This window comes from Micromonospora sp. NPDC005257 (genome assembly GCF_042872445.1).
In the GTDB taxonomy this organism is placed as follows: Bacteria; Actinomycetota; Actinomycetes; order Mycobacteriales; family Micromonosporaceae; genus Micromonospora.
Genome location: NZ_JBIAKL010000011.1, coordinates 102525 through 127549, shown reverse-complemented (window position 1 = coordinate 127549; position 25025 = coordinate 102525). Strand labels below are relative to the sequence as shown.

Genomic DNA, 25025 nt, shown 5'->3' with positions numbered 1-25025 from the left:
GCGGGCAGTACGTGATCAGCATCGACCGGCCGACGGCCGACCTCGGCGACGTGCGGGTGACCAACCGGGCCGCCGTGCTCCGGCACGTCCGCCGGCACGCCCCCTGCTCCCGGGCCGACGTGGCCGCACGGACCGGCCTGAACAAGGCGACCGTCTCCAGCCTGGTGGCCGAGCTGATCGAGCACGGCCTGCTGCGCGAGACCGGGCTGACCGAGAACCGGGTGGGCCGCCCCGCCACCATGCTCGTCCTCGACGGCTCTCGCTACGTCGGGCTCGGCCTGCGCGTGGGCGCGGACGAACTGGTGGCGGTCGCCGCCGGACTGGGCGGCGACCCGGTGCTCACCTGGCGGCGCGCGTTCCCCGCCGCTACCGCCGCTCCCGAGGAGACGGTGAAGGCGCTCGCCGCGCTGACCCGGCGTGCCGTCACCCGGGTCGGCGCGGACCGTACGGTGCTCGGCCTGACCATCGCCGTGCCCGGGCTGGTGGACCCCGACGGCGCCGTGCCGGCCGCCCCGGCGTTGGGCTGGCGCGGCGTGCCGCTGGCCGCGTCGGTCCGCCGCGCGCTGCGCGATCCCGGCTTCCCCGTCGCCGTCGACACCGAGGCCAACCTCGCCGTGCTGGCCGAGCGGCGGCACGGCCCGTACGCCGCCACGACCGACCTGATCCACCTCACCGGCGGTCCGGCGATCGGCGCGGGACTGATCAGCGGCGGCCGGCTGCTGCGCGGCGGCCGGGGCTTCGCCGGCGACGTCGGCCACCTGCCACTGGCGGCGGACGGCCCGCCGTGTGACTGCGGGCGGCGTGGTTGCCTCACCGCGCTGCTGGGCGTGGACGCGGTGGTCGGCCGTCTGCTGCCCGGCGCCGGGCCGGTCACCGACCATCTGCCGGAGGTCGAACGGATCCAGGCCCTGGCCCGCGCCGGGGACGAGCCGACACGGACCGGGCTCACCGAGATCGGCCGGTTGCTCGGGCAGGCGGCGTCGGTGCTGTCCGGGCTGCTCGACCCGGAGGTGGTGGTGGTCGGCGGGCACCTGGCGGCGCTCGCGCCGTGGCTGCTGCCGGCCGCCCACGCCGAGATCGCGTCCCGCGCGCCGGTCCCGCCCGGCGTACGGCTGGAGGCCAGCACGCTCGGGTCCGCAGCCGGTGCGCTGGGCGGGGCCACCGCCGCGCTGGCCACAGTGGAGGCGGGGCGGCTGCCCGCCGGTTGACCCCTTGACCGCACCGGCCGGAAGGTGTCAACCTCGGTAACGCCGCGTTCCGGGACCGGGCAACCCCGAAGCGGCGTGTTTTTCGGCGGTTGTCGAAGCGCTTCACCACCGCTCCGGGCCGACCCCGCCGACCGGCCACCACCACCCTTGACTCGCGTGCGCGCCGCCGCATCACCGGCTCGTTCGTCGAAGCGCTTCGACGAACGAGTGGCGACCCGTACGCCGACCGGAGGCGCCCACCATGACCGACCCCGTCCCCCACCGTCTGGACGACCTGCTGGCCCGGCTCACGCTGCCGGAGAAGCTCGGCCTGCTGCACCAGTGGCAGGCGCCGGTGCCCCGGCTCGGCCTGCGCCCGTTCCGCACCGGCACCGAGGCGCTGCACGGCGTCGCGTGGCTCGGCACCGCCACCGTCTTCCCGCAGGCGATCGGCCTGGCCGCGAGCTGGAACCCGGACCTGATCCGGGCCGTCGGCGCCGCCGTCGGCGACGAGGTGCGGGTCAAGCACCGGGCCGACCCGGATCGCGTCGGCCTCAACGTGTGGGCGCCGGTGGTCAACCCGCTGCGCGACCCCCGCTGGGGACGCAACGAGGAGGGCTGGTCCGAGGATCCGTGGCTGACCGGCCGGCTCGCCACCGCGTACGGCCTCGGGTTGCGCGGCGACCACCCGATCAGGCTGCGTACCGCGCCGACGCTCAAGCACTTCCTCGGCTACAACAACGAGACCGACCGGGCCACCACCTCCAGCGACCTGCCGCCACGGGTGCTGCACGAGTACGAGCTGCCGGCGTTCCGCGCCCCGCTGGCGGCTGGCGCGGCGGTGGCGGTGATGGCGTCGTACAACCTGGTCGACGGCGTGCCGGCGCACCTGAGCCCGCTGATCGAGGGCGAACTGCGCGGCTACGCCGACGACGACATCATGGTGGTCGGCGACGCCGGAGCCGTCGGCAACATCGCCGGCGTGCAGGAACACCTGCCCGACCACGTGGCCGGCTTCGCCGCCGCGCTGCGGGCCGGCATCGACAGCTTCACCGAGGACGACGAGGACAGTGCCCCCACTGTGGAGCGGCTCACCGAGGCGCTGGCCCGCGGTCTGATCGAGCCCGCCCACGTGGACCGGGCGGTGCGCCGGATCCTGTCCGTGCGGCTGCGCCTGGGCGACCTGGACCCGGACCCGCACGACGACGTGCCGCCCGACACGCTCGACAGCCTCGCCCACCGGGAACTCGCCCGCGAGGCCGCCCGCCAGTCGGTGGTGCTGCTGCGCAACGACGGCCTGCTGCCGCTGCGCCCCGGCACCCGGGTCGCGGTGCTCGGCCCGCTCGCCGACACCGTGCTCACCGACTGGTACAGCGGCACCCCGCCGTACGCGATCAGCGCGTACGCCGGGCTGCTCGGACGCCTGCCCGAGGTGACCACCCACCCCGGCACGGACCGGATCACGCTGCACGTCGGCGACCGGGCGGTACGCCACGACGGCGACGGCCCGCTGGCACTCGGCGACAGCCCGTCCGAGTTCGACGTGGTCGACTGGGGGCAGGACGTGGTGGCGCTGCGCGCCGTGGACACCGGCCGGTACGTCGGCGCCGACGACTCCGGGGCGCTCGTCGCCGACCGCGACGGACCGGGCGGCTGGGTGGTACGCGAGACGTTCCGCCTGCACCACCGGCCCGACGGGACCGCGCTGCTGCACCACCTGGCCACCGGCCGGCACGTCGGCGTCGCACCGGACGGGCGGCTGAGCGTCGCCACCGGCGACCCGGCCGTGTTCACAGTGACGCTGCTCGTGGACGGGGCCGCCGAGGCCGCCGCGCTGGCGGCCGCCGCCGACGCGGCGGTGGTGGTGCTCGGCAACCACCCGATGGTCAACGGCCGGGAGACCGAGGACCGTGCCGACCTGGCGCTGCCGACCGGCCAGGCGGAGCTGCTGCGGGCCGTGCACGCCGCGAACCCGCGTACCGTGCTGGCGCTGACGAGCAGCTACCCGTACGCGGTGGGCTGGGCGCAGGAACACCTGCCGGCCGTGCTGTGGAGCGCCCACGGCGGCCAGGAACACGGCAACGGGCTCGCCGACGTGCTGCTCGGCGCCGCCGACCCGGGCGGGCGGCTTACCCAGACCTGGTACGCCGACGCCGCCGAACTGCCCGACCTGCTCGACTACGACGTCATCGGCGCCGACGCCACCTACCTCTACCACCGGGGCGAGCCGCTGTACCCGTTCGGGCACGGGCTCAGCTACGCCGAGTTCGACTACGCTGACCTCCGGTTGAGCACCGCCACGGCGCGCGCCGGCGAGGAGGTGGAGGTGAGCGTCGAGGTCACCAACACGGGCCGCCGCCCGGGCACCGAGGTCGTGCAGCTCTACACCCGGCAGCGGCGCTCCCGGGTCAAGCAGCCGCTGCGGCAGTTGCGCGACTTCGCCCGCGTCACGCTCGACCCGGGCTGCGCCGCCCGGGTGACGATGCGGCTGCGTACCGCCGATCTGGCCTGGTGGGACGAGACGCGCGCCGCGATGGTGGTGGAGGACGCCGTCCACTCGGTGCTGGTCGGCCGGTCCGCGCGGGACATCCGGCTCGTCGGCGCGCTCACGGTGACCGGCGGCGACGCCACAGCCGAACCGGCGGGGACCAGCTTCGGGGCGGCCCGGTGACCGGCCGGAGCCCCGGTGAGCAGGTCACCATCGCCGACGTGGCCCGCCACGCCGGGGTGGCGGCCAGCACCGTGTCGTACGTGCTCAGCGGCAAACGCACCATCTCGGCCACCACCCGCGGCCGGGTGCTCGCCAGCGTCCGCGCGCTGGGCTACCACCCGCACGCCGGGGCCCGCGCGCTCGCCAGCCGCAAGGCGAACGTGATCGCCCTGGTGCTGCCGCTGCGTACCGGCATGCAGGTGCCGGTGGTGATGCGCTTCGCCACCGCGGTGGTCACCACCGCCCGCCGCCACGACCACGACGTGCTGCTGGTCACCGCCGACGAGGGGCCGGCGGGCCTGCACCGCATCGCCGGCAGCGCGCTCGTCGACGGCGTGCTGCTGATGGACGTGGAGCTGGAGGACTCCCGGGTGCCGTTGCTGCGGGAGCTGGCGCTACCGGGTGTCCTGATCGGGCACCCCGCCGACAGCACCGGCCTGGCCTGCGTGGACCTCGACTTCCGGCGCGCCGGTGAGCTGTGCGTGGAACACCTGGCCGCCGCCGGGCACCGGCGGATCGCGCTGCTCGGCGCGCCCGCCGCGGTCTACGACCGGGGCACCGGGTTCGCCCACCGCACCCGCGCCGGGGTACGCGCCGCCGCCGGGCGGCTCGGCGTCGACGCGGTGACCCGGCCCTGCGAGGAGGGACCGGCCGCGGTACGCCACGACCTGGAGGCGCTGCTCGCCGACCACCCGGACGTCACCGGGCTGGTGGTGCAGAACGAGTCGGCCGTCGGGCCGGTGCTGGCCACGCTGCCGCTGCTGGGCCGGCGGGTGCCCCGTGATGTGTCGGTGGTCGCGATCTGCCCGGACGAGCTGGCCGAACAGTCCGGGCTCACCGGCGTGCCGGTGCCCGCCGAGGAGGTCGGCCGGCAGGCGGTGGCGTTGCTGATGCGGCGGTTGAGCGGCGAGTCGGTGCCGGAGGTAACGTTGCTGGAGCCGCACCTGACAGTGCGGGACACCAGCGCCGGGACCGGCCGGTGACGGCGCACCGCGTCCACGACACGCGCCGGCCGACGACTGGACGGACGCGTTCCTCACCGGCAACGGCGAGCTGGGGCCGGGATCGGAGCGGCGGCTCGCCGTGCCGGCCGGAACCGCAGCGGCCAGGTGTCCCGGTTCGCCAGGACCAGCGCTAGCACGATGATCGGCAGCGAGGCGAGCCAGTACCGGTGAACCGGGGACCAGTTCGGCGTACCCGGCACCGGCCACGGCGAGTACGTCCCGCTGAGGAAGAGGCTTGCCGCCACGAGGACCGCCTGTGTGCCGGGCCCGGCCAGTGCCGCTGTCGACGTGTGCCAGTACCGGGCTGCGACGGCGGCCCCGGCGAGGCCGGTCAGCCCGCACACCGCGGCCTCGACGACGAGGTCCTTGGCGGGCCCGATGGCGGCCGCGCCCAAGGCGCTGCGAACCATCGCGTACAGCACCAGCCAGACGATCGCCGCCGGCACCAACATCACCATCAGCCGCAGCCACTGGCGCAGCCAACGCGGCATGGGCACGACTGTCAGCGGGGCCATCCGGTCCACCATCGCGAAGCTCACCGCCGCCCCGAACAGCACCGCTGCCGATCGTAGCCCCCACAGCCCGACCCCCGGTGCTGGGTCGTCGAGCAGGGCGGGCAGCACGGCAAGGCCCGACATCAACGCGGCTACGGCGGGCGGCCCCCACGGTACCGCGCGGATCAGCGGCCGTAGCAGCAGGAGAGCCTGCCGCCAACGCATCCTCACCGACACGGCGTGACCTGCTCGGTCCCCGCGGCGGCGATGCCCCGGACGCCGAGCGGATCGAGGATGTCGCCGACCAGAGCGGCCGAGACGACGGCGTCCCAGTGCGCCGCCAGGATCGCCGTCACCCGTTCGCGCGGCTGACCGAGCAGCGTGACGGCGGCGTCGGTCTCCGCACGGCCTGCTTTGAGCCGGCCGAGTCGCACCTGGTTGCTTTCGAGCACCTTTCGTCCATCGGGCAGGGCCTGCGCGATCAGCCACAGTGCCACGACGGTGCGCATCTGACCCGCACCCGAACATGACTGCTTGCCGAACGGATCGTCCGCGGTCGCCGCCGGCAGGGCCGTGAGCGCCCGCACGTACCGCTGGACCAGGCCGACCCTGGACTGTGCTGCCCATTTGCCGTGTCGGCCCCAGATGAGGTCGGTGTCCACAGTCGGCCTCTCCGCCGTAGCCGACTGCAAAAACTGGACGTTGTCGCGCTGCCGCACGCCAGGCAGGACACCGGCCACGCCCGCCGGCACGGCCCGCGTCACCGGTTCGACGGCATCCCGCCACAGCGGGATCCAACTCTGGTAGCCCGGCAGAGCGCAGTACCGCACGGCGTCGTGCTCTTCGCAGCGCAGTACGGCGGGCCCGATGTAGTCGTCCATCATCGCCTTGGTCACGGGCTGGCTGAAACTACCCGGCTGGTCCCGCATCTGCTGGGACACCGCCACCGCGCCCAGCGCCATGGCTACCACCGCTACCACCGTCGACACCACCATGCGGTACCGCGCCAGTGCGATCGCGACCACCACGGCCAGCAGCGCCAGCAGGTAGGCCGCATGCCAGCCGGTGGGCTCCGGCGCGCCCGGCGCCCAGTTCTGCCGCAGCAGCACTGGCGACAGCCACCAGCCGACGTTGTTGCCACCGTTGCCTATACCAGGCAGCACGTGGATCATAATCGCGCTGGCCACCACCGCGAGCGGGCCCGCCGCGGTCGCCGGCAGCCACCGCCCCACGGCGACCCCGAGGGCGGCGCCGATCGGCGGGATCAGCACGACGGGTGCCAGGTTCCACCCGTCGAAGGTGCCGGCCGGCACGTCCGGCAGCAGCAACGCCAGCTGAGCACCCAGCACGAGCGCGCCCAGCAGCGCGGCGACCGGGATCAACACCAGCAACGCGATCGTTCGCCGGGCCCGCTCGGCCGGCAGGGTGATGGTCGCCTCGGTCACTCCGTGCCGGTGATCGCGGGACACGGCGAGGTGTCCGAGCGCGAGCAGGACGCCGGCCAGCACCACCGCGGCCATGCCGGCGTTGTCCCCGACGGTGTCCCAGGTCGGCATCCGGGTCCAGCCCCACACGGTGCCCAGCGCCACCGTCACCAGCGCGCCGGCCCAGAGCGTCACGCTCCGCAACAGGATCCGCGTCTCGGTGACCGCGAGGGCCAGGGTGGCGACGCGTGGTGCGGGCACGGACCAGAAGACGGCCGGCGCCGCCACGGTGGCGCTCATTGCAGCGTCCCGACGGCGGCCGGGCCGAGCAGCGTGAGATAGCCATCCTCGATGGAGGGCGCGGTCGGCTCTCCCCCGTCCGGCCGTTCACCCAGCGTCCGGTACCGCCCGTCAGCCGTACGCCAGTAGGTTCGCGACCCGCCCGGCGGCTGCGCGGACAGCCAGACCCGGTCGCCGGCGAGGCCGGCGAGGGCAGCGGGCGTACCGTCGAAGACCGGCCGCCCGTCCCGCATCACGACGACCCGTTCGCACAGCGCACCCACGTCCTCCGTCTGGTGGGTGGACAGCAGCACGGTCCGGCTCTCGCCGAGACGAGAGATCAGGGCCCGGAAGCTCATCCGCTGCTCCGGATCGAGCCCCACGGTCGGCTCGTCGAGGATCAACAGGGCCGGGTTCCCCAACAGGGCCTGCGCCAGAGCGACCCGCTGGCGCATCCCACCGGACAGTTTGCGAACCTTCGTCCCGGCTCGGTCGCTCAACTGGACCTCCTCCAGCACCCGGCGCACCTCACGGTGCCGCTCGCGCCGGTCGGTCAGCTCCTTCAGCACGGCGACGTAGTCAAGCAGGGCGAAGGCGGTGAAGTTCGGATAGAGGCCCGGGTTCTGCGGCAGGTAGCCGAGGCGGCGGCGCAGGGCCGTCCGTTGCTCGGCCGCGGCCGGGTCGTGTCCGAGGACGTGGAGCCGGCCGCAGTCGGGGGCCAGCGCCGTGGCCAGGCAGCGCAGCAGGGTCGTCTTGCCCGCGCCGTTAGGGCCGAGAAAGCCGGTAAGCCCGGTGCCGATCTCCAGATCGACGTCGTCCAAGGCGACAGTGGAGCCGAAGCGCTTGCCGAGCCCGGCGATACGTACGGTGGTCAACGGGAACCTCCCAGTTCGAGGCGGCGCCGCCGCATGATCAGGATCAGGGCGGCCACCAGCCCGGCGACCAGATACGCCGCCTGGGCCGTGGGTCCGAAGATCTGCCGCTGCACGGCCGTGTCGACCGAGACACCGGGCGCGGCCAGCACGTTCGCCAGCACGGTCACCATCGTCAGCCAGGCGCCGCCGAGCAGGCCGGCGGCGAGTTGTAGCGGCATCACCGTGGCCATGGCCAGGGAGCCGAGGCAGAGCAGGAAGGCGGGCAGCAGCCAGGCCACGGCGTACCAGCCGCGATCGGGCAGCAGCATGGCGGCCGCGACGCCCATGCTCATCGAGACCCCCACCACGGCCAGGGCCCGCCACAACACCAGACTCGGACCGGCCATCGGGGTCGTCGAGGAGATCTCGTGCAGGCGGTCGACCACCGCGCCGTACGCGGTCGTCACGGCGAGCACCGGCAGCACCGGCGCCGCCACGAGAAACCACAGCAGGGTGGGCTGCCCTTCCCGGCCCAGGTAGGCGGCCGAGACGGCGAAGGCCAGCACCACCGCGGTGGCCGCCAGCCAGGAGCGGCGCAGCGCCGGGGTGGCCGCCAGGACGAGCGCCCGGTGCTCGGGCACACCGAGCAGGCACAGCATCCGTTCGGCGAGGCTGCGGCGGGGCGCCTGCACCACGTCGAGCACGGCTTGGAAGTTGTCGTCGAGCCAGCGGGGATCGCCACGGACAGTGGCCCGGCAGGGCTCACACCCGGTCATGTGGACCTCCACCGCCATCACCCGGGCCGCGTCGAGCCCACCCCGCTGGTACTCGTCAATCAACTCTGGATGCACGTGCCAGCTCATCCGCCCCTCCTCCGCGTTCACGTCAGCAACTCCCGCAGCCTTGCCCTAGCCCGCATCAAGCGGGTCTTGGCGGTGCCCTCCGGAACGCCGAGCAGCCGAGCCGCCTCGCGCACCGTCAACCCGTCGATCGCGGTGGTCTGGATGACCGCCCGCAGCTCCGGCGGGAGCCGGGAGAGGGCAGCACCCAGATCACCGTGCTCGACCCCGAGCAGCACCAACTCCTCGGCGGACGGCGTCGTCACGGCCCCCTCGGGCACGGCCACCCCCGAAACCCCCAGCCATCGATGAGCCGGCCCCCGCAGCGTGGAGAGCAGACGACGGATCGCGATGGTCCAGATCCACGCGGCAGCGTCAGCTCCCGTGTCCGAGTACCGGTGAGCGTCGCGCCACACCGCCACGAATGTGTCCTGGATGGCGGCGTCGACGACGTCGGGGTCGGCGCACCGACGCGTCAGCCGGGCGCGCAGCCATGGGGCATGCCGCCGATGCAGGAGTTGCAGGGCATCCACCTGCGAACGCGCCACCGCGCGCAGCAGCTCGACATCGCTGCTGAGCTCCGTGGCGCGCCCGCCCCCGTCTTCACTCATTCGCTGCACACAAGAGCTATCGCCGTCGTTGCCGCATTCGGTTCACCGACGGTTGACGCTGTCCGACCCGAGAACGGCCCGTACGACGACACCGGCCGGACCGCACCCGTCGCGGCCAACGCCACCATGGACGTCGCCGCGGCCCGGAACGCGCTGTGGCGGGCCGCCGAGGTGACCGGCGCCGACCGGTGGGCCGGGGTACGGCCACCGGCTTCCTGGTCGACGGGCGCGGTGCGCTCGCCGAGTGGGCGTGGCCCGGCAGCAGTCTGCACGGTGCCTGCGGTGCTGATCGAGTCGCTGGTGCAGTCGCGTCCGGTAACGCTGCGGCTGCTGCCCGCGCCGCTGCCGGGCCTGCCCGCCGGGACGCTGCGCGGCATCCCCTGCCGGGGCCGGGTCACCGTCGATGAGCTGACCTGGGCGCCGGGCCGGCTGCGGGCGCGGCTGGTGTCCCCGGTGGCGCAGCGCGTGGTCGTGCACGCGCCGGGCGGCCACCGTGTGGTGGAACTGGCCCCGGACCGGCCGTACGAGGTGGCGTTCGGCTAGATGTTGTCCGGGCAGGTCAGCGCCGGGTGACTCTCCCCCGGCGCGGCGTACCAGGGCGGGGCGTCGTCGGCGAGAGCGGTGCCGATCCGCAGCCGGGACCAGTCGTCCAGGTCGGGCAGCGTGTCCGGGGCGAACCAGGCCACCGCCAGTGACTCGTCGCCGTCGGCCGTCGGCGCCCCGCCGACCGCCCGGCAGCGGAACCAGACGTTCAGGTATTCGCAGGCGTCGCCGTTGGGGTAGACCACCGGATGGGTCGCGACGCCGGCGAGCCGGTCGATCGCCACCTTTACGCCGGTCTCCTCGCGCACCTCACGCACCAGGGCGTCGGCGGGCTGCTCGCCCGGGTCGACGGTGCCGGCCGGGACGGACCAGCGGCCGTTGTCGCCCCGGCGAGCCAGCAGCACCCGGCCCGCGCCGTCGGTGACCACCCCACTGACGCCGTACAGCATCAGCAGGTCGTGGCCGACGTGCCGGCGCAGCCGGGCGATGTAGGGCGAGACAGCCATGCGAGCACGCTACCGGCGGTCCTGCCGGTGCCGCCGGACCATTCCCTCGGCCAGCGCCGCTCCGTCGAGGGCACCGGCGGCCAGCCGCCCGGCGACGGTACGGCGCACGATCCGGTCGGCGAGCGCCGGAGCGTGCCGGGCCAGCGCCATCTCGATCCGGCCGCGCCGGGTGGTGGCCACGTCCCGTGGGGCGCGCCGGGCGGTGGCGGCGCGCAGGATCGCGGCGACCACCCCCTCGACCGGCTCCGGGCGGGACACCCCGCTCAGCGACAGCCCGGCCGCCACGGTGCTGTCGTGGATCGGGGAGGCGACCATGCTGGGGTAGACGACGCTGACGCCGACGTGCGTGCCGACCTCGTGGCGCAGTGCGTCGGCGTACGCGACGAGCGCCCGCTTGCTGACCCCGTACGCGGCGGCGAGCGGCAGCGGCAGCACGGCCATCCGGCTCGCCACGAAGATCACCCGACCGCGGGCTTCCTCCAGGGCGGGCATGGCGGCGGCGGTGGTGCGCCAGGCGGCGAGCAGGTTCACCTCGATCTGGCGGCGCACCACCTCGTCCGGCGGCAGCTCGGCGGGCGCGGGCCCGCCCACCCCGGCGTTGTTGATGAGCAGGTCGAGCCCGCCGAGCCGGTCGACGGCGGCGGCCACCGCGGGTGGCGTCGCGGCCGGGTCGGTCAGGTCGACGCCGAGCACCGGCGGTGTGGCGTCGAGGTCGGCGTGCAGGTCCAGCCCGACCACGCGGGCGCCGGCGGCGGTTAGTGCCGCGCCCAGATGCTGCCCGAACGTGCCCCGGGCGCCGGTGACCAGCACCCGCCGCCCGGCCAGAGCGCTGCGGCCCGGCGCGCCGGCTCCGGTCCGCTGCGGCCCGGCGGCCGGGTCCCGGCCTGCCGCGCTCATCGGGCCGCTCCGGCCCGGCGCCGCCCGGCGGCCAGCTCGCGGCCCAGTTGGGCCAGGTAGACGTCGAAGTCCACGCGCATGTGCGGGCGGCGCTGCCCCCACCGGGCGGTGGCGGCGCGCAGCTCCTCGCGGCAGGCGGCGGCCTGCCGGGCCGCGTCCGGTGGCGCCCAGGTGCCCGCCAGGCGCGCGGCCACCAGCCGGGCCTGCGCCTCGACCAGGGGGAACGCCGCGCCGGTGGACTGCATGAGCCCGACGAACGCCAGCCCGGACGCGTCCAGGTGGAACACGTGCCGGTACAGCGGCAGCCGGTCCGCGCCGTCGCCGACCAGCGCCGCGTCGAGGAACGGCATCTCGACCCGGTAGCCGGTGCACCACACGACCAGGTCGACCTCGTCGGCGCGGCCGTCGGTGAACTCGACCCGGTCGCCGTCGAAGCGGGCGATGCCGGGCCGGGCCTGGATGTCGCCGTGGGTGAGCCGGGACAGCAGCGCGTCGGACAGCGTCGGGTGGTCCTGGAGGAAGCCGTGCGCCGGCGCGGGCAGCCCGTACCGGCTGGGCGACCCGACCGCAGTGGTGATCATGGTCTGGCTGATCCGCTGCCGCAGCCGCCACGGCAGCCGCCGGGCCAGTGCGCCGTTCAGCGTGTCCGAGGGGCGGCCGAGCAGGTACTTCGGGACCACCCAGACGCCGCGGCGCAGCGACAGCAGCGTGCGTTCGGCGGCGTACGAGGCGTCGACGGCGATGTCCATGGCGGAGTTGCCGCCGCCGACCACGAGCACCCGCCGCCCGGCGAGCTGCTCCGGTCCCCGGTAGTCGTGGCTGTGCATCTGCTCGGCCGTGCACTCGCCCGGGTACGGCTCGGGCCGCTTCGGGGACCGGTTGTGCCCGTTGGCGACCACGACCGCCTCGACGTCGACCTCGACCGGGCCGTCCGGGCCGGTGGCACGCACCCGCCAGCCGTCGCCGGCGCGGGTGACCCGCTCGACGGTGTGCCGCAGCCGTACCGCATCGCGCAGCCCGAACCGGTCGGCGTAGTCGCCGAGGTAGCCGGCGACGCGGGTGTGATCGGGGTAGTCGGGCCAGTCGGCCGGCATCGGGTGGTCGGCGAACTCGGTGCGGCCCTTGCTGGTGTTCAGGTGCAGCGTGCGGTACGCGGGCGAGTCGGGTGCGCCGTACACCCAAAGGCCGCCGAGCGTGTCGGCCGTCTCGAACGCGATCGCCGGGACACCGGCGTCGGCGAGCGCCTTGAGCGTGGCCAGCCCGGCGGCGCCGGCGCCGACGACCGCGACCCTCGGTGTGGCCATACCCGCCTCCTTAATCCAACGACCGATGGATAATCCCCGGAGGGCGGGCCGGCGTCAAGTCCGGGTGTCGTTCGGGCCGCCCTGGTAGAGCGCGTCGAGGAACCGGTGCACGAACGCCCGGAACTCGCGCCGCTCCCGGGCGCCGGACCCGGCCCCGGCGGCCAGCGCCACCACGTGCCCGTGCACCGCCCAGACCAGGCTGCGCACCGTCACGTGCGGGGTCGGCTCGGTCAGCGTGCCCGCCTCGGCCGCGGCCAGCAACAGCTCCTCGACCAACGCGTACAGCGGCGCGGCGTAGCGGCGGTCCAGTTCGCCGTGCCGCTGCGGCTCCAGCCAGCGGCGCAGCCACAGCGCTGTCGTCTCCGGCCGGTCCTCCAGGAAGTCGACGAACACGTCCACCAGGTCGTGCAGCGCCCGCAGCGCGTCGGGCGGCCCGGCCGACAGGGCCGCCCGGGCACGTTCCCCGGCCGCCTCGACGACCTCGCGTTCGGCGCTGAAGACCCGGGCGAAGCAGGCGTCGTAGAGCTGCGCCTTGGTGCCGGTGTGGTGCACGACGGTGGCGGCGTCCACGCCCGCCGCGGCGGCGACGTCGCGGACGCTGACCGCGTCGAAGCCCCGCTCGGCGAACAACGCGGTGGCGGCGGCGAGCACCAGGTCACGGGTCGGCCGCTGGTCGTCGCGGCGGGGCCGGCCCGGCCGGCGGCGAGGCATGGTCATCCGGCCATTGTTCCCCCTACAATCCAGCAACCGTTGGATTGGGGGCGGCGTGCCCCGAGGACAGGAGATCGCCATGACCGGGCTGGATCAGCGCTCCGACGCGGTCACCCTGCCGCGCGGCCCGCTCGTCGGGTTCGCCACCGGATCGCTCGGCATGGGCGTCTGGGTCACCGTGCCCGGCCTGCTGCTGCTCTACTTCCTGACCGACGTGCTGGCGGTCGCACCGTGGCTCGCCGGGCTCACGCTACTGCTGCCGAAGATCGCCGACGTGCTGCTGCACCCGTGGATCGGGCACCGCTGCGACGTCGAGCAGGCCCGCCTCGGGCACCGCCGCCGCCTGCTGCTGGCCGGGTGCGCGCTGCCGCTGGCGTTCGCCGCCCTGTTCGCGGTCCCCGGCGACCTCACCGGCGCCGCCGCGGCGGGCTGGGTGGCGGTGTTCTTCGTCGCCGGCAACCTGCTGTTCGCCGCGTACCAGGTGCCCTACCTGGCGACCCCGGCGGACCTGCGGATCGGCTACCACGAGCGGACCCGGCTGATGGCGTTCCGGATGGTGGTGCTGACCCTCGGCATCCTGGTCTCCGGGCTGCTCGCGCCGCTGCTGGCCGGCGGCGACGACGCCACCCGAGACGGCTACCTGCGGATGGGCGTGGTGCTGGCGGCCGGCATGCTCGCCGCGATGCTCGTCGGCGTCGCCGGGATCGGCCGGTTGCGCCGCACCGCCGCCGACACGGTCCCGCCGCACGGCCCGGGCGGGTGGCGGGCGCTGGCGGCCAGCCTGCGCGACAGGCAGTTCCGCTGGCTGGTCGGCGCGTACCTGGCCATGTCCACCACCACCCACCTCGTGCTGGCCGGTGTGCCCTACTACGCCGAGTACGAGCTGGGCCGCCCCGGCCTCACCACGGTGCTGGTGGCCGCGTTCGTCGCGCCCGCGCTGCTCGTCACGCCGGGCTGGCTGGCGGTGGCGCGGCGGATCGGCAAGCAACGTGCCCTGCTCGCCGGGCAGGCCGCGTTCGCCGCCGGGTCGCTCGTGCTGGCGATCGGCCGTCCGGCCGGGCTGCCGGTGCTGGTGGCCGCCGTGGCGGTGCTCGGGGTGGCGTTCGCCGGCATGCAACTGCTGCCGTTCTCGATGCTGCCCGACGTGATCCGCGCGGCCGGCGGCACCGAGCGGGCCGGCACGTACACCGGGGTGTGGACCGCCACCGAGGCCACCGGGGCGGCGCTGGGCCCCTACGCGTACGCGTTGTGCCTGGCCGCCGGCGGTTTCGTGGCCTCGACCGCCGGGCAGAGCGTGACCCAGTCCCCGGCCGCGCTCGACGCGCTGCGCTACGGCTTCGGGCTGCTGCCCGCCGCCGTGATGGTGGTCGCGGTGCTGCTGCAACGCCGCTACACCCTCGACGGCGCGGCCCGCGCGAACGCCGCCGGATAGACTCCGCCCCCGATGGACGCCGAGCCCGCCACCGACACCCGACCCTGCGCCCACTGCGGACGTGACGTGCCGCAACGCGTCGGCGCGGGCCGCCCGTTCCGCTACTGCCGGGACAACGACGGCGCCTGCCAGCGGGCCGCCCGCAACTCGCGGATGCGCCACCGCAACTCCCCCGGCCTGCCCGGGCAGGTGGCGCGCACCTGGGAGGCGGTGGACCGGCTCGACCAGATCGTGGAGACGCTCACCGAGGCGCTGCACGCCGAACTGTCCCCGGCCGGCGTGGAACGGCAGCTCGCCGAACTGCGGGCGGAGACGGCCGCGCAGGTCGCGGCGGCCCACGCCGAACGCGACGAGGCCCGCCGGGAGGCCGAGGACGCCACCGCGGCGGCGGCCCGCGACCGTCAGCAGACCCACGCCGCGTACGCCGAACGCGACACCGCCACCGACCGCGCCGACCGGGCGGACGCGGCGGCCACGGCGGCGGCCGAGCGGGCCGCCGCGGCCGAGGAGGCCCGCGACGCCGCCCGCGCCGAGGCCGGCGCCGCGCAGGCGCTGCGGGTGCAGGCCGAACGCGACCGCGACGCCGCCCGGCACGAACTGCGCACGGTACGCGCCGAACGCGACACCGAACGCCGCCGGGCGGCCGAGCTGACCGCCGAACGGGACGGCGCCCGCGCCGACGCCGAACGGGCCACCCGCTCCGCGACCGAGGCCCTGGACCGGGCCGAGCAGTCCCGCGCCGACGCGCAGGCCGCCCAGGGGCGGGCCGCCGAGGCGGAGCGCGCGGCCCGGACCGCCACTGAACGCGCCGACGCCGAGGCCGCCGCCGTGCGGCAGGCCGTCGCCGAACGGGACCGCGCCGACGTGGCACGCGCCGACGCCGAGGCGGCGCTGGAACGCGCCCGCGCCGAGGCGAGCGCGGCGATCGAGGCCGTCCGTGCCGAGGCTGCCGCCTCCGTCGAGCGCGCCCGTGCCGACATGGCCGCCGCCGTGGAGCAGGCTGCCGCCCGTACCGCCGAGCGGGACGCGCTCGCCGCGGAGCTGGCCGAGGCGCGGCGGGCCGCGAGCGCCGCCGAGGCCCGGGCGGCCGACCTGGCCGCGCGCACGGCCGTGATCGAGGCCGACCGGGACGCCGCGCAGCGCCGGGCCGGGCAGCTCGCCGACCAGGTGAGCGATCTGGCGACCGCACTGGCGCGGCTCGGCACGCGTACCGGCTGAGCGGCCACGGGCTGGGAACGGGGCAGCGCCGCGCCGGGCCGGCGGCGAGGATCGGGGCATGGGAAAGACGTACGAGCGCATCGACGGCCGGCTGCGGGACTTCATCGAGACGCAGCCGATGTTCTTCGTGGCCACCGCCCCGCTGTCCGGTGACGGCACCGTCAACCTGTCCCCGAAAGGGCTGCGCGGCTGCTTCGCGGTGCTCGACGAGCACACCGTGGCATACCTGGACTTCGCCGGCAGCAACGCCGAGACCATCGCCCATCTGCGGGAGAACGGCCGCATCACGCTGATGTGGTGCGCGTTCGCCGGCCCGCCGAACATCGTGCGGGTGCACGGGCGCGGCGAGCCGGTGTTCCGCGACGACCCGCGCTGGCCCGGCCTGCTGCGGCACTTCCCGGACATCGACCCGGGTCCGCACGGTCTGCGGGCGATCATCGTGGCGCACGCCGGGCTGATCCGCGACACGTGCGGCTACGCGGTGCCGTTCATGACCTACGACGCCGACCGTGACCTGCACGAACGCCGGTTCGCCCGGGAGGACGACGCGTCGCTGAGCGCGTACTTCGCCGGCAAGGACCACGTGGCCGCCAGCATCGACGGGCTCCCCGGACTGCCGTTGCCGCTGCCACCGACCCCGGCGGTGTGAGCGCGGTCAGTGGATGCCGGCCATCAGGTGCCGGATCTGGCGGGTGAACATCACCGCGGCCACGCCCAGCAGCACCGAGGCCAGCCCGAAGGTCAGGAAGTACACCGGCTGGGACCAGGTTTCGGCCAGCCGCGCCACCTGACCGCCGATGGCGTCACCGACGGCGGTGGCGAGGAACCACAGGCCCAGCATCTGGCTGGCGTACTTGACCGGGGCGAGTTTCGTGGTGGCGGACAGGCCGACCGGGCTCAGCGACAGCTCACCGGCGACCTGGATCGCGTACACCGCGACAAGCCACAGCGGTGAGACCAGGTCGCCGCCGACGGCGGCCCGCGCGGCGGCGGCCATCAGCACGAACGACAGGCCGTTGAGCACCAGACCGACGGCGAACTTCGTGGGCGTGGACACCCGGTGCCCGAGCTTGAGCCACAGCGCGGCGGCCAGCGGCGCGCCGATGATGATCAGGATCGGGTTCACCGACTGCAACCAGGAAGCCGGGAAGGTGAACCCGCCCACCGACCGGTCGGTCTGGTCGGCGGCGAAGATGTTCAGCACCGATCCGGCCTGGTCGTAGATGAGCCAGAACGCGGCGGCGAACAGGAACAGCCACACGTACGCCTTCATCCGGCTGCGCTCGGTCCCGCTGATCTCCCGGTCGGTGAGGATCCGCGCGAAGTAGCCGACCGTCACCAGCACCGTGACCACTGTGAGCAGGTTGACCACGGCGTCGACGGTGAACCAGCCGGCCAGCAGCAGCACCAGCAGCACGGCCAGCACCACGACGCTCGCCACGCCGATGCGGGTCAGCGCGCGCCGCCGGTCCGCGCCGAGCAGCGGGTCCGCCGGGCGGGCGCCCGCGTCGCCCAGGTTGCGGCGGCCCAGCACGTACTGGAGGACGCCGAAGGTCATGCCGATCGCGGCGGCGCCGAACCCCAGATGCCAGTTGATCTTCTCGCCGAGGAAGCCGGTGATCAGAGGGGCGATGAACGCGCCCAGGTTGATGCCCATGTAGAAGATGGAGAACCCGGCGTCGCGACGCGGCGAGTCCCGCTCGTACAGGTCACCGACCATGGTGGAGATGTTCGGTTTGAGCAGACCGGTGCCCAGCACGATCAGCGCCATGCCGGCGAAGACGCTCCACCCGGTGGGGATCGCCATCACGTAGTGGCCGGCGGCGATCACCACGCCGCCCCACAGCACGCTGCGGCGCGCGCCGATCAGCCGGTCGGCGACCCAGCCGCCGGGCAGCGCCATCAGGTAGACCATGGCGTTGTAGGTGCCGTACACGGCGTTGGCGCTGGACTCGCCGATGTCCAGGCCGCCGTCGGCGACCGTGGCGGTCAGGTACAGCACCAGGATCGCCCGCATGCCGTAGAAGCTGAACCGCTCCCACATCTCGGTGAGGAAGAGCGTGGACAGCGCGCGGGGATGACCGAAGAAGGTCTTCCCGGCGGGTGGTCGGGCTCCGACCGGCGCGTCGTTGCTCATCGTCACCTCCGGCACACGGACAGGTGGGTAACATCCCCGCTGGCAGGCGAACCAACCCACCGATTCGGCCCGGCCGGGGACGAGCCCGCCGGGCAGCTGTCATGGCCGGTTACCCTTGACGCTCCCGACCCGTTTACGGCCCTGCCGCCGTGGGCCCGGGGAATGGGCGAGCGGTCACCGGCCGTTACACCCGAAGACCAGCACCACGAACGAGGGGAAGTCGATCATGGGCGAGCGCATGCTGCGCGGTAGCCGGCTGGGAGCGGTCAGCTACGAGTCCGACCGCAACACGGAGCTCGCGCCACGCCAGACCCGCGAGTACCTCTGCGCCAAGGGCCACCAGTTCGAGGTCCCGTTCGCCGTCGACGCCGAGGTCCCGGCGACCTGGGAGTGCAAGTTCGACGGCAGCGTCGCCCGCCTGGTCGACGGCACCGAGCCGGAGCAGAAGAAGGCCAAGCCGCCGCGTACCCACTGGGACATGCTGCTGGAGCGGCGCTCGATCGCCGAGCTGGAGGACATCCTCGCCGAGCGTCTCCAGGAGGTCCGTACCCGCCGCGGTCGTGCCTGACCGTCCGTAACGCGCTGAAACGCCCCCGGGTGATCCCGGGGGCGTTTCGCTGTCTCCAGGCGCCTCAGCGGTCGACGATCTCGCCCTCGATGGCCTTGCCCGGGTCGGTGACCGGCGACGGCGACGGAGCCGGTGCGGGCTCAGGGGCCGGCTGCGGCGCACCCCGGTACACACGCACCCGGCGCGGCCCGAACAGGTCACCGGCCACCATCGACGACACCCGCCGCTCGGTGGCCCGGCGCACCCCGCCACCGGCCAGCCGGCGCAGCGGCGGCACCAGCAACAGCAGCCCCACCACGCCGCTGACCAGGCCCGGCAGCGCCAGCAGCAACGCACCAAGCAGGCCGATCAGCCCGTCGGTCACCTCCGGCCCCGGCGGCCGGCCGGCCTGCGCCGCCGCGCGGAAGCCGCGCCACGCCCGCATGCCCTCACGGCGCAGCAGCACCAGGCCCAGCAGGGACGCCCCGAACACCAGCAGCACCGCCGCGCCGAACCCGACAGCGCGGCCGACCAGCACGAAAACGGTCACCTCCAGCAGCGCGAGCAGCAGCAGGGCCGGTGGCACGAACTTCAGTCCTCGGCGCATCTCACCTCATCAGCACGGGGTCATCACGCACCTCAAGCATGACACGCCCTCGCTCAAGGCCAGCGCGCGAGCGCGTCCGGGCGAGACGACGCGGCCGCCAGGCGGTCCCGCACCCCCCAGCGGGTGACCCGCCACAGCGCCTCCGCCACGATCAGCGGGCTCATCTTGCTGTCGCCGTGTTCCCGCTCGGCGAACGTGATCGGCACCTCCACGATCCGCACCCCGGCGCGGTGCGCCAGCCGGGACAGCTCCACCTGGAAGGCGTACCCCTGCGAACGCACCGAATCCAGGTCGATTGCGTCCAGCGCGCTGGACCGGTACACCCGGTAGCCGCCGGTGGCGTCGCTGACCGGCATGCCCAGCGCCAGCCGCGCGTACAGGTTGCCGACCCGGGACAGCAGCAGCCGCCGCCACGGCCAGTTCAGCACCCGCGCGCCGCGGGCCCACCGGGAGCCGATCACCACGTCGGCGTCGTGGGCGGCGTGCAGCAGCGCCGGCAGGTCCTCCGGGGCGTGCGAGCCGTCGGCGTCCATCTCCACCACCGCGTCGTAGCCGCGTGCCCGCGCCCAGGCGAACCCGGCCAGGTAGGCCGCGCCGAGCCCTTCCTTGCCGGCCCGGTGCAGCACGTGCACCCGCGGATCGCCGGCGGCGATCGTGTCGGCGATCGCGCCGGTGCCGTCGGGGCTGTTGTCGTCGGCGACGAGGACGTCCACCGCCGGCGCCGCCTCGCGCACCCGGGCGACGATGCGCCCGACGTTGTCGGCCTCGTTGTAGGTGGGGATGACCACCAGGACCCGTCCCACCCCGGGATGACCGACCGTCCGCCTGTCGGCTGCCACGCCCACCGTCGCACCGCCTCTCGTCGGCTCAGCCGGGAGCGACCTCCCGGCGGCGGCGCAGCACCGCCGCGCCGGCCAGGGCCGCGACCGCCAGCGCCGTCAGCGCCACCTCCGGCCACACTCCGGCCGTGGTCGCCGGGGTGCGCCCGTCGCCGAGTTCCATCTGCCGCACCACCACCGCGGCGGTGTTGAACCCGGTCGCACCGTCTACCCGCCCGTCCGGGGAAACGAACCCGGACACCCCGACGGTGGAGGCCATCAACGCCGCCCGGCCGTGCTCCACGGCCCGCAGCCGCACCATCGCCAACTGCTGGCGGGCCTCGGCCACGTCGAACGTGGCGTTGTTCGTCTGCACCACCAGCAGTTGCGCGCCGCCGGTGACGGTGTCCCGGACGATGCCGTCGTAGGCGACCTCGAAACAGATCACGTCGCCGAGGACGGCCGGGCCGGCGTCCAGGACACCGGGACGGTCACCGGCTACGAAATCGGACCGGACCCGGTCGACCTGGGAGCTGACCTTGCGGGCGATGGACCGCAACGGCACGTACTCGGCGAACGGCACCGGATGTCGTTTCGTGTACACCTGATCCAGGTCCGGGCCGGTGCCCGGCCGCCACAGCAGCCCCGCGTTGCGCACCTCACCCGCCCCCGGGCCGACCAGCACGGCACCGACCAGGATCGGTGCGCCGATCGCGTCTGCGGCCAGGGAGATCCGCTCCCCCGCGCCCGCGTTGCGCAGCGGGTCGATGTCGCTGGAGTTCTCCGGCCACACCACCACGTCGGGGCGGTCCTGCCCGCCCTCGGCGACCCTCCGCGCCAGCTCCAGCGTCGCGTCGACGTGGTTGTTCAGCACCGCCTGCCGCTGCGCGTTGAAGTCCAGCCCGAGACGCGGCACGTTGCCCTGCACGACGGCCACGGTGACGGTGTCGCCCGCGCCGCGTACCCCCGTCGGCACGGCCGTGCCGACGGAGAGCAGCGCCACCAGGACGGCGGTGAGCCCGGCCACCGGCCGCCACTGCCCGGGTGCGCGCCGCCAGTCCCGCCACGCGGCGGTGACCAGCAGCCCACCGGCGACCGCGACGGCGAACGTGACCAACGGGGCGCCGCCGAGCGCGGCCAGCTTCAGCAGCGGCGAGGTGTCCTGGCTGAACGCCAGCCGCCCCCACGGGAACCCGCCGAACGGGGCGCGGTCACGCAGCGCCTCCTGCCCCACCCACAGCACACCGGTCAGCAGCGGCCACACCGCCCGCTGCCGGTCGGCCAGCGGCGAGACCCAGGCCGCGGCGGCGCCCAGCAGCGCCAGATAGGCGGCCTGCAGCAGCGACAGCAGCGCCCACGGCAGGTAGCCGGTGTGCAGGTTGGTCCACTCCAGCAGCGGCGCGAACAACGCCAGCCCGGTCAGGAAGCCCAGGCCGGCGCCGGCGCGCAGCCGCCGTCGGTGCACGGCGGCGGCCAGCAACGCCACACCGACCGGCGCCAGCGGCCACCACCCGTACGGCGGGAACGCCAGCAGCAGCGCCACCCCCGCCGCCACGGCGGCCGGCACGGCCAGCGTCCACGGCAGGGGACGCGCGCCGCCGGCAACGGGTGCCCCGTCGGTGGCACGCGGCTGTTCCCGGTCCAGTGTCGTCACCGGCATCCCCCCACGATCACTGGCCGAAGGCTACCCGCCCGCACCGGCGGGCGGCCGCAGCGGTGTGGGGCGTGCCACGCGCGCGGCGCGGACAGGCGACAATCGGGCGCATGCGGTTCGGTGTCCTCGGCGCGACGCAGGCGTACGCCGCTGACGGCAGCGTGCTGCCGGTCACCGGCGTACGGCTACGCGCGCTGCTGGTGCTGCTGCTGCTCGACGCCGACCGCACCGTGACGCCGCAGCGCCTTACCGACGGCGTGTACGGCGACCGGCCGCCCGAGCAGGCCGCGAACGCGCTCCAGTCGCAGGTGTCGCGGCTGCGCCGGTCACTGCCCGGCGTGCCCATCGAGTTCGGGCCGGCCGGCTACCGGCTGGCGATCGACAGGCAGCGGGTGGACGTACACCGGTTCACCGCACTGGCCGAGGCCGGGCGGGCCGCGCTGGCCGCCGGTGATCCGGCCGGCGCGGCGGCGCTGCTGCGCGACGCGCTCGGGCTGTGGCGCGGCGAACCCCTCGCGGACGTGACCGTGGCGCCCTTCGCCGCGGCGGAGGCGGCCCGGCTGCGCCAGGCCCGCCTGGCCGCGGTCGAGGATCGCGTCGAGGCGGAGCTGGCCCTGGCGCCGGCCGCCGCGCCGCTGATCGCCGAGCTGCGGGACCTGGTGGCGGCACATCCGCTGCGGGAACGGCTGCACGGGCTGCTGATGCGGGCCCTGCACGGCGCCGGCCGCCGCGCCGAGGCGCTCGCCGTCTACGCCGACGCGCGCCGGGTGCTGGCCGAGGAGCTGGGCACCGACCCGTCGGCGGAGCTGGTCGCGTTGCACACGGCGCTGCTGCGTGACGACGCCGCGCCGCCCGCCCGGCTGCCCAGCCCGCTGACCAGTTTCGTCGGCCGGGACGGGGAATGCGGCGCGTCGGGGAGCTGCTCGGCTCGGCGCGGCTGGTCACCCTGCACGGACCGGGCGGCGCCGGCAAGACCCGGCTGGCCACCACCGTCGCCTCCGGCCACGACGGCCCGGTGTGCCTGGTGGAGCTGGCCGCTGTCGCACCCGGGGCGGCGGTAGCGCCGGCCGTGCTGGCGGCGCTGGACCTGCGCGACGCCGGCCTGCGCACACCCGGCGGCCCGGCCGACCTCACCGCCCGGCTGGTGGCGGCGCTGGCCGACCGGCGGCTGCTGCTGGTGCTGGACAACTGCGAACACGTGATCGACGACGCGGCCCGGCTGACCGGCCGGCTGCTCGCCGCCGCGCCCGGACTGCGGGTGCTCGCCACCAGTCGGGAGCCGCTGGGCCTCACCGGCGAGGCGCTGTGCCCGGTCGGCGGGCTGCCCGCACCGGACGGGCCGGCCGCGCCGGAGACCGCAGCCGCGTACCCGGCGGTGCGGCTGTTCACCGACCGGGCCGCCGACGTGTCACCCGGGTTCCGTCTCGACGCCGCCACCACCCCGGCGGTGCTGCGGATCTGCCGTACCCTCGACGGGCTGCCGCTGGCCCTGGAGCTGGCCGCGGCGCGGCTGCGGGCCCTGCCGGTGACGCAGGTCGCGGCGCGTCTGGACGACCGGTTCCGGCTGCTGCGCCGCGGCGACCGCACCGCGGCCCCCCGGCACCGCACGCTGGAGGCGGTCGTGGGGTGGAGCTGGGACCTGCTCGACGCCCCGGAGCGGCGGCTGGCCGCCCGGATGAGCGTGTTCGCCGGCGCCGCCGACCTGGCCGCGGTGCAGGCGGTGTGCGCGCCGGACGCCGGTGACGTCCTGGACGTGCTCGCCGGCCTGGTGGACAAGTCGCTGGTGGAGGCCACCGGCGGGCGCTACCGGATGCTGGAGACGATCCGCGAGTTCGCGGCGGCCCGGCTGGCCGAGCACGGCGAGACCGGGCGGGTGCGGGACGCGCACGCCGCGTACTTCCTGGATCTGGCGCTGGCCGGCGACGCGGGCCTGCGCGGCGGCGGCCAGGACCGGTGGCTGCGCCGCCTGGACGCCGCGCGCGACGACCTGCACGTGGCGCTGCGGCACGCGGACACCGCCACCGGGTTGCGGCTGGTCGCGACGCTGGCGTTCTACTGGTGGCTGCGGGGCCTGCGCGGCGAGGGCGCGGCGCTGGCCCGGCGGCTGGTCGGCCGGCTCGACGGCCCGCCCGACGGCCTGTCCGAGGAGTACGCGCTGGGCCTGCTGGTCGCCACGCTCGCCGGCGGCGACCGCAGCGACGTGGACACCGCGTCGCGGATCCTGTGGACCCTGGCCCGCCCGCCCCGGCATCCGTTCCTGCTCTACCTGTCCGGCATGGCCAGCGGTCCCCCGTCACCGCAGGACGCGGCGGCGCTGCACGAGCAGGCCGTCCGGGACCGGCTGGTCGGCGCCGACCCGTGGAGCCGGGCGCTGGGCCTGCTGGGTACCGCGATGGTCGGCATACTGCACGGCCGCCACGAGCAGGCCCGCACCGACCTGGACGCCGCGCTGGCCGGTTTCCGGGCCCTGGACGACCGCTGGGGCATGATCGTGACGCTGAGCACGCTGGCCGAGGCCGCCTACCGCACCGGCGACGTCGGGTCGGCGGCCGCGCCGATGGCGCAGGCGCTGGACCTGGCCGAGCAGCTCGGCTCCACCCTCGACCTGGCGGAACTGCTGCGTACCCGCGCCGACGGGCGGCTGCTCGCCGGTGACCTGCCCGGCGCGGCCGAGGACTACCGGCGGGTGCGGCGCATCGCCGGTCCGGCCGGCGCGCCGGAACTGGTCGCCGCCGCGCATCTGGGTCTCGCCGAGATCGCCCGCCGCGACGGCGACCCGCAGCAGGCGCGGGCGCTGTGCGAGCGGGCGGTCGCCGACTGCCCGTCGGGCTGGTTCGGCGCCGAGGTGGTGCGGCTGGCGGCGCTGGTGATGCTCGGGCAGCTCGCCGACGCCGCCGGCGACCCGGCGGCCGCCCGCGGCCACTACCGGCAGGTCCTCACCGCCGGTGCCGGGGTGTGGGACGTGCCGGTGGTGGCCGCGGCGGCGGACGGGCTGGCCGGGCCGCTGCTGCGCGCCGGCGACCACGAGACGGCGGCCCGCCTGCTCGGCGCGGCGGCGGCGCTGCTGGCGGGCACCGGCGCGGCCGACGCCCCGGCCGGCACACCGACCGCCGCCACGCTGCGGGAACGCCTGGGTGAGGCGGCGTTCACCAGCCCGTACGCCCAAGGCGCGGGCCTGCCCCGGCAGCGGGCCCTGGCGCTGCTCGACGGCCGCTGACCGGCGCGGCGCCGCCCGGTGCGCGCGGTACG

Annotated in this window: 23 protein-coding genes; 10 read left to right on the top strand and 13 right to left on the bottom strand. The window is 75.3% G+C overall.

Annotated features, from left to right (window positions below):
- Positions 1 to 11: 11 nt before the first annotated feature.
- From ACFYO8_RS23270 to ACFYO8_RS23260, 3 genes are all read left to right on the top strand, one after another.
- On the top strand, positions 12 to 1208 hold the full coding sequence (locus ACFYO8_RS23270) for an ROK family protein (RefSeq protein WP_387190032.1): 1197 nt from the start codon (positions 12 to 14) through the stop codon (positions 1206 to 1208).
- Positions 1209 to 1449: 241 nt separating this feature from the next.
- Positions 1450 to 3858, top strand: a complete 2409-nt coding sequence (locus ACFYO8_RS23265; RefSeq protein WP_387257525.1) for a glycoside hydrolase family 3 C-terminal domain-containing protein — start codon at positions 1450 to 1452, stop codon at positions 3856 to 3858.
- Positions 3855 to 4880: a LacI family DNA-binding transcriptional regulator gene (locus ACFYO8_RS23260; protein WP_387190026.1), complete on the top strand. Its 1026-nt coding sequence runs from the start codon at positions 3855 to 3857 to the stop codon at positions 4878 to 4880. The genes ACFYO8_RS23265 and ACFYO8_RS23260 overlap by 4 nt, the downstream gene beginning before the upstream one ends.
- Positions 4881 to 4933: 53 nt before the next feature.
- Here ACFYO8_RS23260 and ACFYO8_RS23255 read toward each other — a convergent pair whose 3' ends face one another.
- The 5 genes from ACFYO8_RS23255 to ACFYO8_RS23235 form a co-directional block, all read right to left on the bottom strand.
- Positions 4934 to 5539 (bottom strand): hypothetical protein, encoded by a 606-nt coding sequence (locus ACFYO8_RS23255; RefSeq protein WP_387257524.1) that lies wholly within the window; start codon positions 5537 to 5539, stop codon positions 4934 to 4936.
- Between the two features lie 83 nt (positions 5540 to 5622).
- The gene (locus tag ACFYO8_RS23250) at positions 5623 to 7119 is read right to left on the bottom strand and encodes a hypothetical protein (RefSeq protein ID WP_387257523.1); all 1497 of its coding nucleotides are present in this window, start codon (positions 7117 to 7119) and stop codon (positions 5623 to 5625) included.
- Positions 7116 to 7973 carry an ATP-binding cassette domain-containing protein gene (locus ACFYO8_RS23245; protein ID WP_387257522.1) on the bottom strand — a complete coding sequence of 286 codons (858 nt, stop codon included), beginning with the start codon at positions 7971 to 7973 and terminating at the stop codon, positions 7116 to 7118. The genes ACFYO8_RS23250 and ACFYO8_RS23245 overlap by 4 nt, the downstream gene beginning before the upstream one ends.
- Complete coding sequence (locus ACFYO8_RS23240; RefSeq protein WP_354869475.1) at positions 7970 to 8815, bottom strand: zf-HC2 domain-containing protein; 846 nt, start codon at positions 8813 to 8815, stop codon at positions 7970 to 7972. The genes ACFYO8_RS23245 and ACFYO8_RS23240 overlap by 4 nt, the downstream gene beginning before the upstream one ends.
- Positions 8816 to 8832: 17 nt before the next feature.
- Positions 8833 to 9402 carry an RNA polymerase sigma factor gene (locus tag ACFYO8_RS23235; protein WP_354869478.1) on the bottom strand — a complete coding sequence of 190 codons (570 nt, stop codon included), beginning with the start codon at positions 9400 to 9402 and terminating at the stop codon, positions 8833 to 8835.
- A gap of 126 nt (positions 9403 to 9528) precedes the next feature.
- Here ACFYO8_RS23235 and ACFYO8_RS23230 point away from each other — a divergent pair, with 126 nt between their 5' ends.
- Entirely contained in the window at positions 9529 to 9945 is a 417-nt protein-coding gene (locus tag ACFYO8_RS23230) for a hypothetical protein (protein WP_357710827.1), read from the top strand.
- On the opposite strand, the gene ACFYO8_RS23225 is transcribed toward ACFYO8_RS23230, so the two are convergent.
- From ACFYO8_RS23225 to ACFYO8_RS23210, 4 genes are read right to left on the bottom strand one after another with little or no spacing between them, the layout of a single operon-like run.
- Complete coding sequence (locus tag ACFYO8_RS23225) at positions 9942 to 10451, bottom strand: NUDIX domain-containing protein (RefSeq protein ID WP_354869480.1); 510 nt, start codon at positions 10449 to 10451, stop codon at positions 9942 to 9944. The genes ACFYO8_RS23230 and ACFYO8_RS23225 overlap by 4 nt on opposite strands.
- A gap of 9 nt (positions 10452 to 10460) precedes the next feature.
- Positions 10461 to 11348, bottom strand: a complete 888-nt coding sequence (locus tag ACFYO8_RS23220) for an SDR family NAD(P)-dependent oxidoreductase (protein WP_357710831.1) — start codon at positions 11346 to 11348, stop codon at positions 10461 to 10463.
- Entirely contained in the window at positions 11345 to 12652 is a 1308-nt protein-coding gene (locus ACFYO8_RS23215; protein WP_357710834.1) for an NAD(P)-binding domain-containing protein, read from the bottom strand. The genes ACFYO8_RS23220 and ACFYO8_RS23215 overlap by 4 nt, the downstream gene beginning before the upstream one ends.
- Before the next feature lie 54 nt (positions 12653 to 12706).
- On the bottom strand, positions 12707 to 13369 hold the full coding sequence (locus ACFYO8_RS23210) for a TetR/AcrR family transcriptional regulator (RefSeq protein ID WP_387189898.1): 663 nt from the start codon (positions 13367 to 13369) through the stop codon (positions 12707 to 12709).
- A 73-nt stretch (positions 13370 to 13442) separates the two neighbouring features.
- Here ACFYO8_RS23210 and ACFYO8_RS23205 point away from each other — a divergent pair, with 73 nt between their 5' ends.
- Genes ACFYO8_RS23205 through ACFYO8_RS23195 form a run of 3 tightly spaced genes read left to right on the top strand, consistent with a single transcriptional unit; the run spans position 13443 to position 16662 of the window.
- Complete coding sequence (locus tag ACFYO8_RS23205; RefSeq protein ID WP_355097457.1) at positions 13443 to 14795, top strand: MFS transporter; 1353 nt, start codon at positions 13443 to 13445, stop codon at positions 14793 to 14795.
- Between the two features lie 12 nt (positions 14796 to 14807).
- Positions 14808 to 16013 (top strand): hypothetical protein, encoded by a 1206-nt coding sequence (locus ACFYO8_RS23200; protein WP_387189901.1) that lies wholly within the window; start codon positions 14808 to 14810, stop codon positions 16011 to 16013.
- A gap of 58 nt (positions 16014 to 16071) precedes the next feature.
- A complete protein-coding gene (locus ACFYO8_RS23195) occupies positions 16072 to 16662 on the top strand; it encodes a pyridoxamine 5'-phosphate oxidase family protein (RefSeq protein ID WP_355097683.1) in 591 nt (196 codons plus the stop codon).
- Between the two features lie 6 nt (positions 16663 to 16668).
- On the opposite strand, the gene ACFYO8_RS23190 is transcribed toward ACFYO8_RS23195, so the two are convergent.
- A complete protein-coding gene (locus tag ACFYO8_RS23190) occupies positions 16669 to 18150 on the bottom strand; it encodes a peptide MFS transporter (RefSeq protein WP_387189904.1) in 1482 nt (493 codons plus the stop codon).
- Between the two features lie 226 nt (positions 18151 to 18376).
- On the opposite strand from ACFYO8_RS23190, the gene ACFYO8_RS23185 reads away from it, so the two are divergent.
- Positions 18377 to 18718, top strand: a complete 342-nt coding sequence (locus tag ACFYO8_RS23185; RefSeq protein WP_181568348.1) for an RNA polymerase-binding protein RbpA — start codon at positions 18377 to 18379, stop codon at positions 18716 to 18718.
- A 64-nt stretch (positions 18719 to 18782) separates the two neighbouring features.
- Here the strand turns inward: ACFYO8_RS23185 and ACFYO8_RS23180 are convergent, their stop codons facing one another.
- From ACFYO8_RS23180 to lnt, 3 genes are read right to left on the bottom strand one after another with little or no spacing between them, the layout of a single operon-like run.
- Positions 18783 to 19304, bottom strand: a complete 522-nt coding sequence (locus ACFYO8_RS23180; protein WP_357710841.1) for an FxsA family protein — start codon at positions 19302 to 19304, stop codon at positions 18783 to 18785.
- Between the two features lie 53 nt (positions 19305 to 19357).
- Positions 19358 to 20149, bottom strand: a complete 792-nt coding sequence (locus ACFYO8_RS23175; RefSeq protein WP_355097385.1) for a polyprenol monophosphomannose synthase — start codon at positions 20147 to 20149, stop codon at positions 19358 to 19360.
- 22 nt (positions 20150 to 20171) lie between these two features.
- A complete protein-coding gene (gene lnt, locus ACFYO8_RS23170) occupies positions 20172 to 21782 on the bottom strand; it encodes an apolipoprotein N-acyltransferase (protein WP_387189908.1) in 1611 nt (536 codons plus the stop codon).
- A 104-nt stretch (positions 21783 to 21886) separates the two neighbouring features.
- Between lnt and ACFYO8_RS23165 the strand changes: the two genes are divergently transcribed.
- Both ACFYO8_RS23165 and ACFYO8_RS23160 read left to right on the top strand, forming a co-directional pair.
- Complete coding sequence (locus ACFYO8_RS23165) at positions 21887 to 22837, top strand: BTAD domain-containing putative transcriptional regulator (RefSeq protein ID WP_387257518.1); 951 nt, start codon at positions 21887 to 21889, stop codon at positions 22835 to 22837.
- Positions 22723 to 24993, top strand: coding sequence for an ATP-binding protein (locus ACFYO8_RS23160; protein ID WP_387257539.1), 2271 nt, complete (start codon positions 22723 to 22725; stop codon positions 24991 to 24993). Before ACFYO8_RS23165 ends, ACFYO8_RS23160 begins: the two co-directional genes overlap by 115 nt.
- Positions 24994 to 25025 lie beyond the last annotated feature (32 nt).

What these genes read in the sequence shown, in the direction of transcription:
- ACFYO8_RS23185 (WP_181568348.1), top strand. Translation starts at nt 18,377, where the DNA reads ATGGGCGAGCGCATGCTGCGCGGTAGCCGGCTGGGAGCGGTCAGCTAC.
- ACFYO8_RS23220 (WP_357710831.1), bottom strand. Translation starts at nt 11,348, where the DNA reads ATGAGCGCGGCAGGCCGGGACCCGGCCGCCGGGCCGCAGCGGACCGGA.
- lnt (WP_387189908.1), bottom strand. Translation starts at nt 21,782, where the DNA reads ATGCCGGTGACGACACTGGACCGGGAACAGCCGCGTGCCACCGACGGG.
- ACFYO8_RS23215 (WP_357710834.1), bottom strand. Translation starts at nt 12,652, where the DNA reads ATGGCCACACCGAGGGTCGCGGTCGTCGGCGCCGGCGCCGCCGGGCTG.
- ACFYO8_RS23265 (WP_387257525.1), top strand. Translation starts at nt 1,450, where the DNA reads ATGACCGACCCCGTCCCCCACCGTCTGGACGACCTGCTGGCCCGGCTC.
- ACFYO8_RS23180 (WP_357710841.1), bottom strand. Translation starts at nt 19,304, where the DNA reads ATGCGCCGAGGACTGAAGTTCGTGCCACCGGCCCTGCTGCTGCTCGCG.
- ACFYO8_RS23190 (WP_387189904.1), bottom strand. Translation starts at nt 18,150, where the DNA reads ATGAGCAACGACGCGCCGGTCGGAGCCCGACCACCCGCCGGGAAGACC.
- ACFYO8_RS23210 (WP_387189898.1), bottom strand. Translation starts at nt 13,369, where the DNA reads ATGACCATGCCTCGCCGCCGGCCGGGCCGGCCCCGCCGCGACGACCAG.
- ACFYO8_RS23200 (WP_387189901.1), top strand. Translation starts at nt 14,808, where the DNA reads ATGGACGCCGAGCCCGCCACCGACACCCGACCCTGCGCCCACTGCGGA.
- ACFYO8_RS23255 (WP_387257524.1), bottom strand. Translation starts at nt 5,539, where the DNA reads ATGTCGGGCCTTGCCGTGCTGCCCGCCCTGCTCGACGACCCAGCACCG.
- ACFYO8_RS23165 (WP_387257518.1), top strand. Translation starts at nt 21,887, where the DNA reads ATGCGGTTCGGTGTCCTCGGCGCGACGCAGGCGTACGCCGCTGACGGC.
- ACFYO8_RS23250 (WP_387257523.1), bottom strand. Translation starts at nt 7,119, where the DNA reads ATGAGCGCCACCGTGGCGGCGCCGGCCGTCTTCTGGTCCGTGCCCGCA.
- ACFYO8_RS23240 (WP_354869475.1), bottom strand. Translation starts at nt 8,815, where the DNA reads ATGAGCTGGCACGTGCATCCAGAGTTGATTGACGAGTACCAGCGGGGT.
- ACFYO8_RS23225 (WP_354869480.1), bottom strand. Translation starts at nt 10,451, where the DNA reads ATGGCTGTCTCGCCCTACATCGCCCGGCTGCGCCGGCACGTCGGCCAC.
- ACFYO8_RS23230 (WP_357710827.1), top strand. Translation starts at nt 9,529, where the DNA reads ATGGACGTCGCCGCGGCCCGGAACGCGCTGTGGCGGGCCGCCGAGGTG.
- ACFYO8_RS23235 (WP_354869478.1), bottom strand. Translation starts at nt 9,402, where the DNA reads ATGAGTGAAGACGGGGGCGGGCGCGCCACGGAGCTCAGCAGCGATGTC.
- ACFYO8_RS23205 (WP_355097457.1), top strand. Translation starts at nt 13,443, where the DNA reads ATGACCGGGCTGGATCAGCGCTCCGACGCGGTCACCCTGCCGCGCGGC.
- ACFYO8_RS23195 (WP_355097683.1), top strand. Translation starts at nt 16,072, where the DNA reads ATGGGAAAGACGTACGAGCGCATCGACGGCCGGCTGCGGGACTTCATC.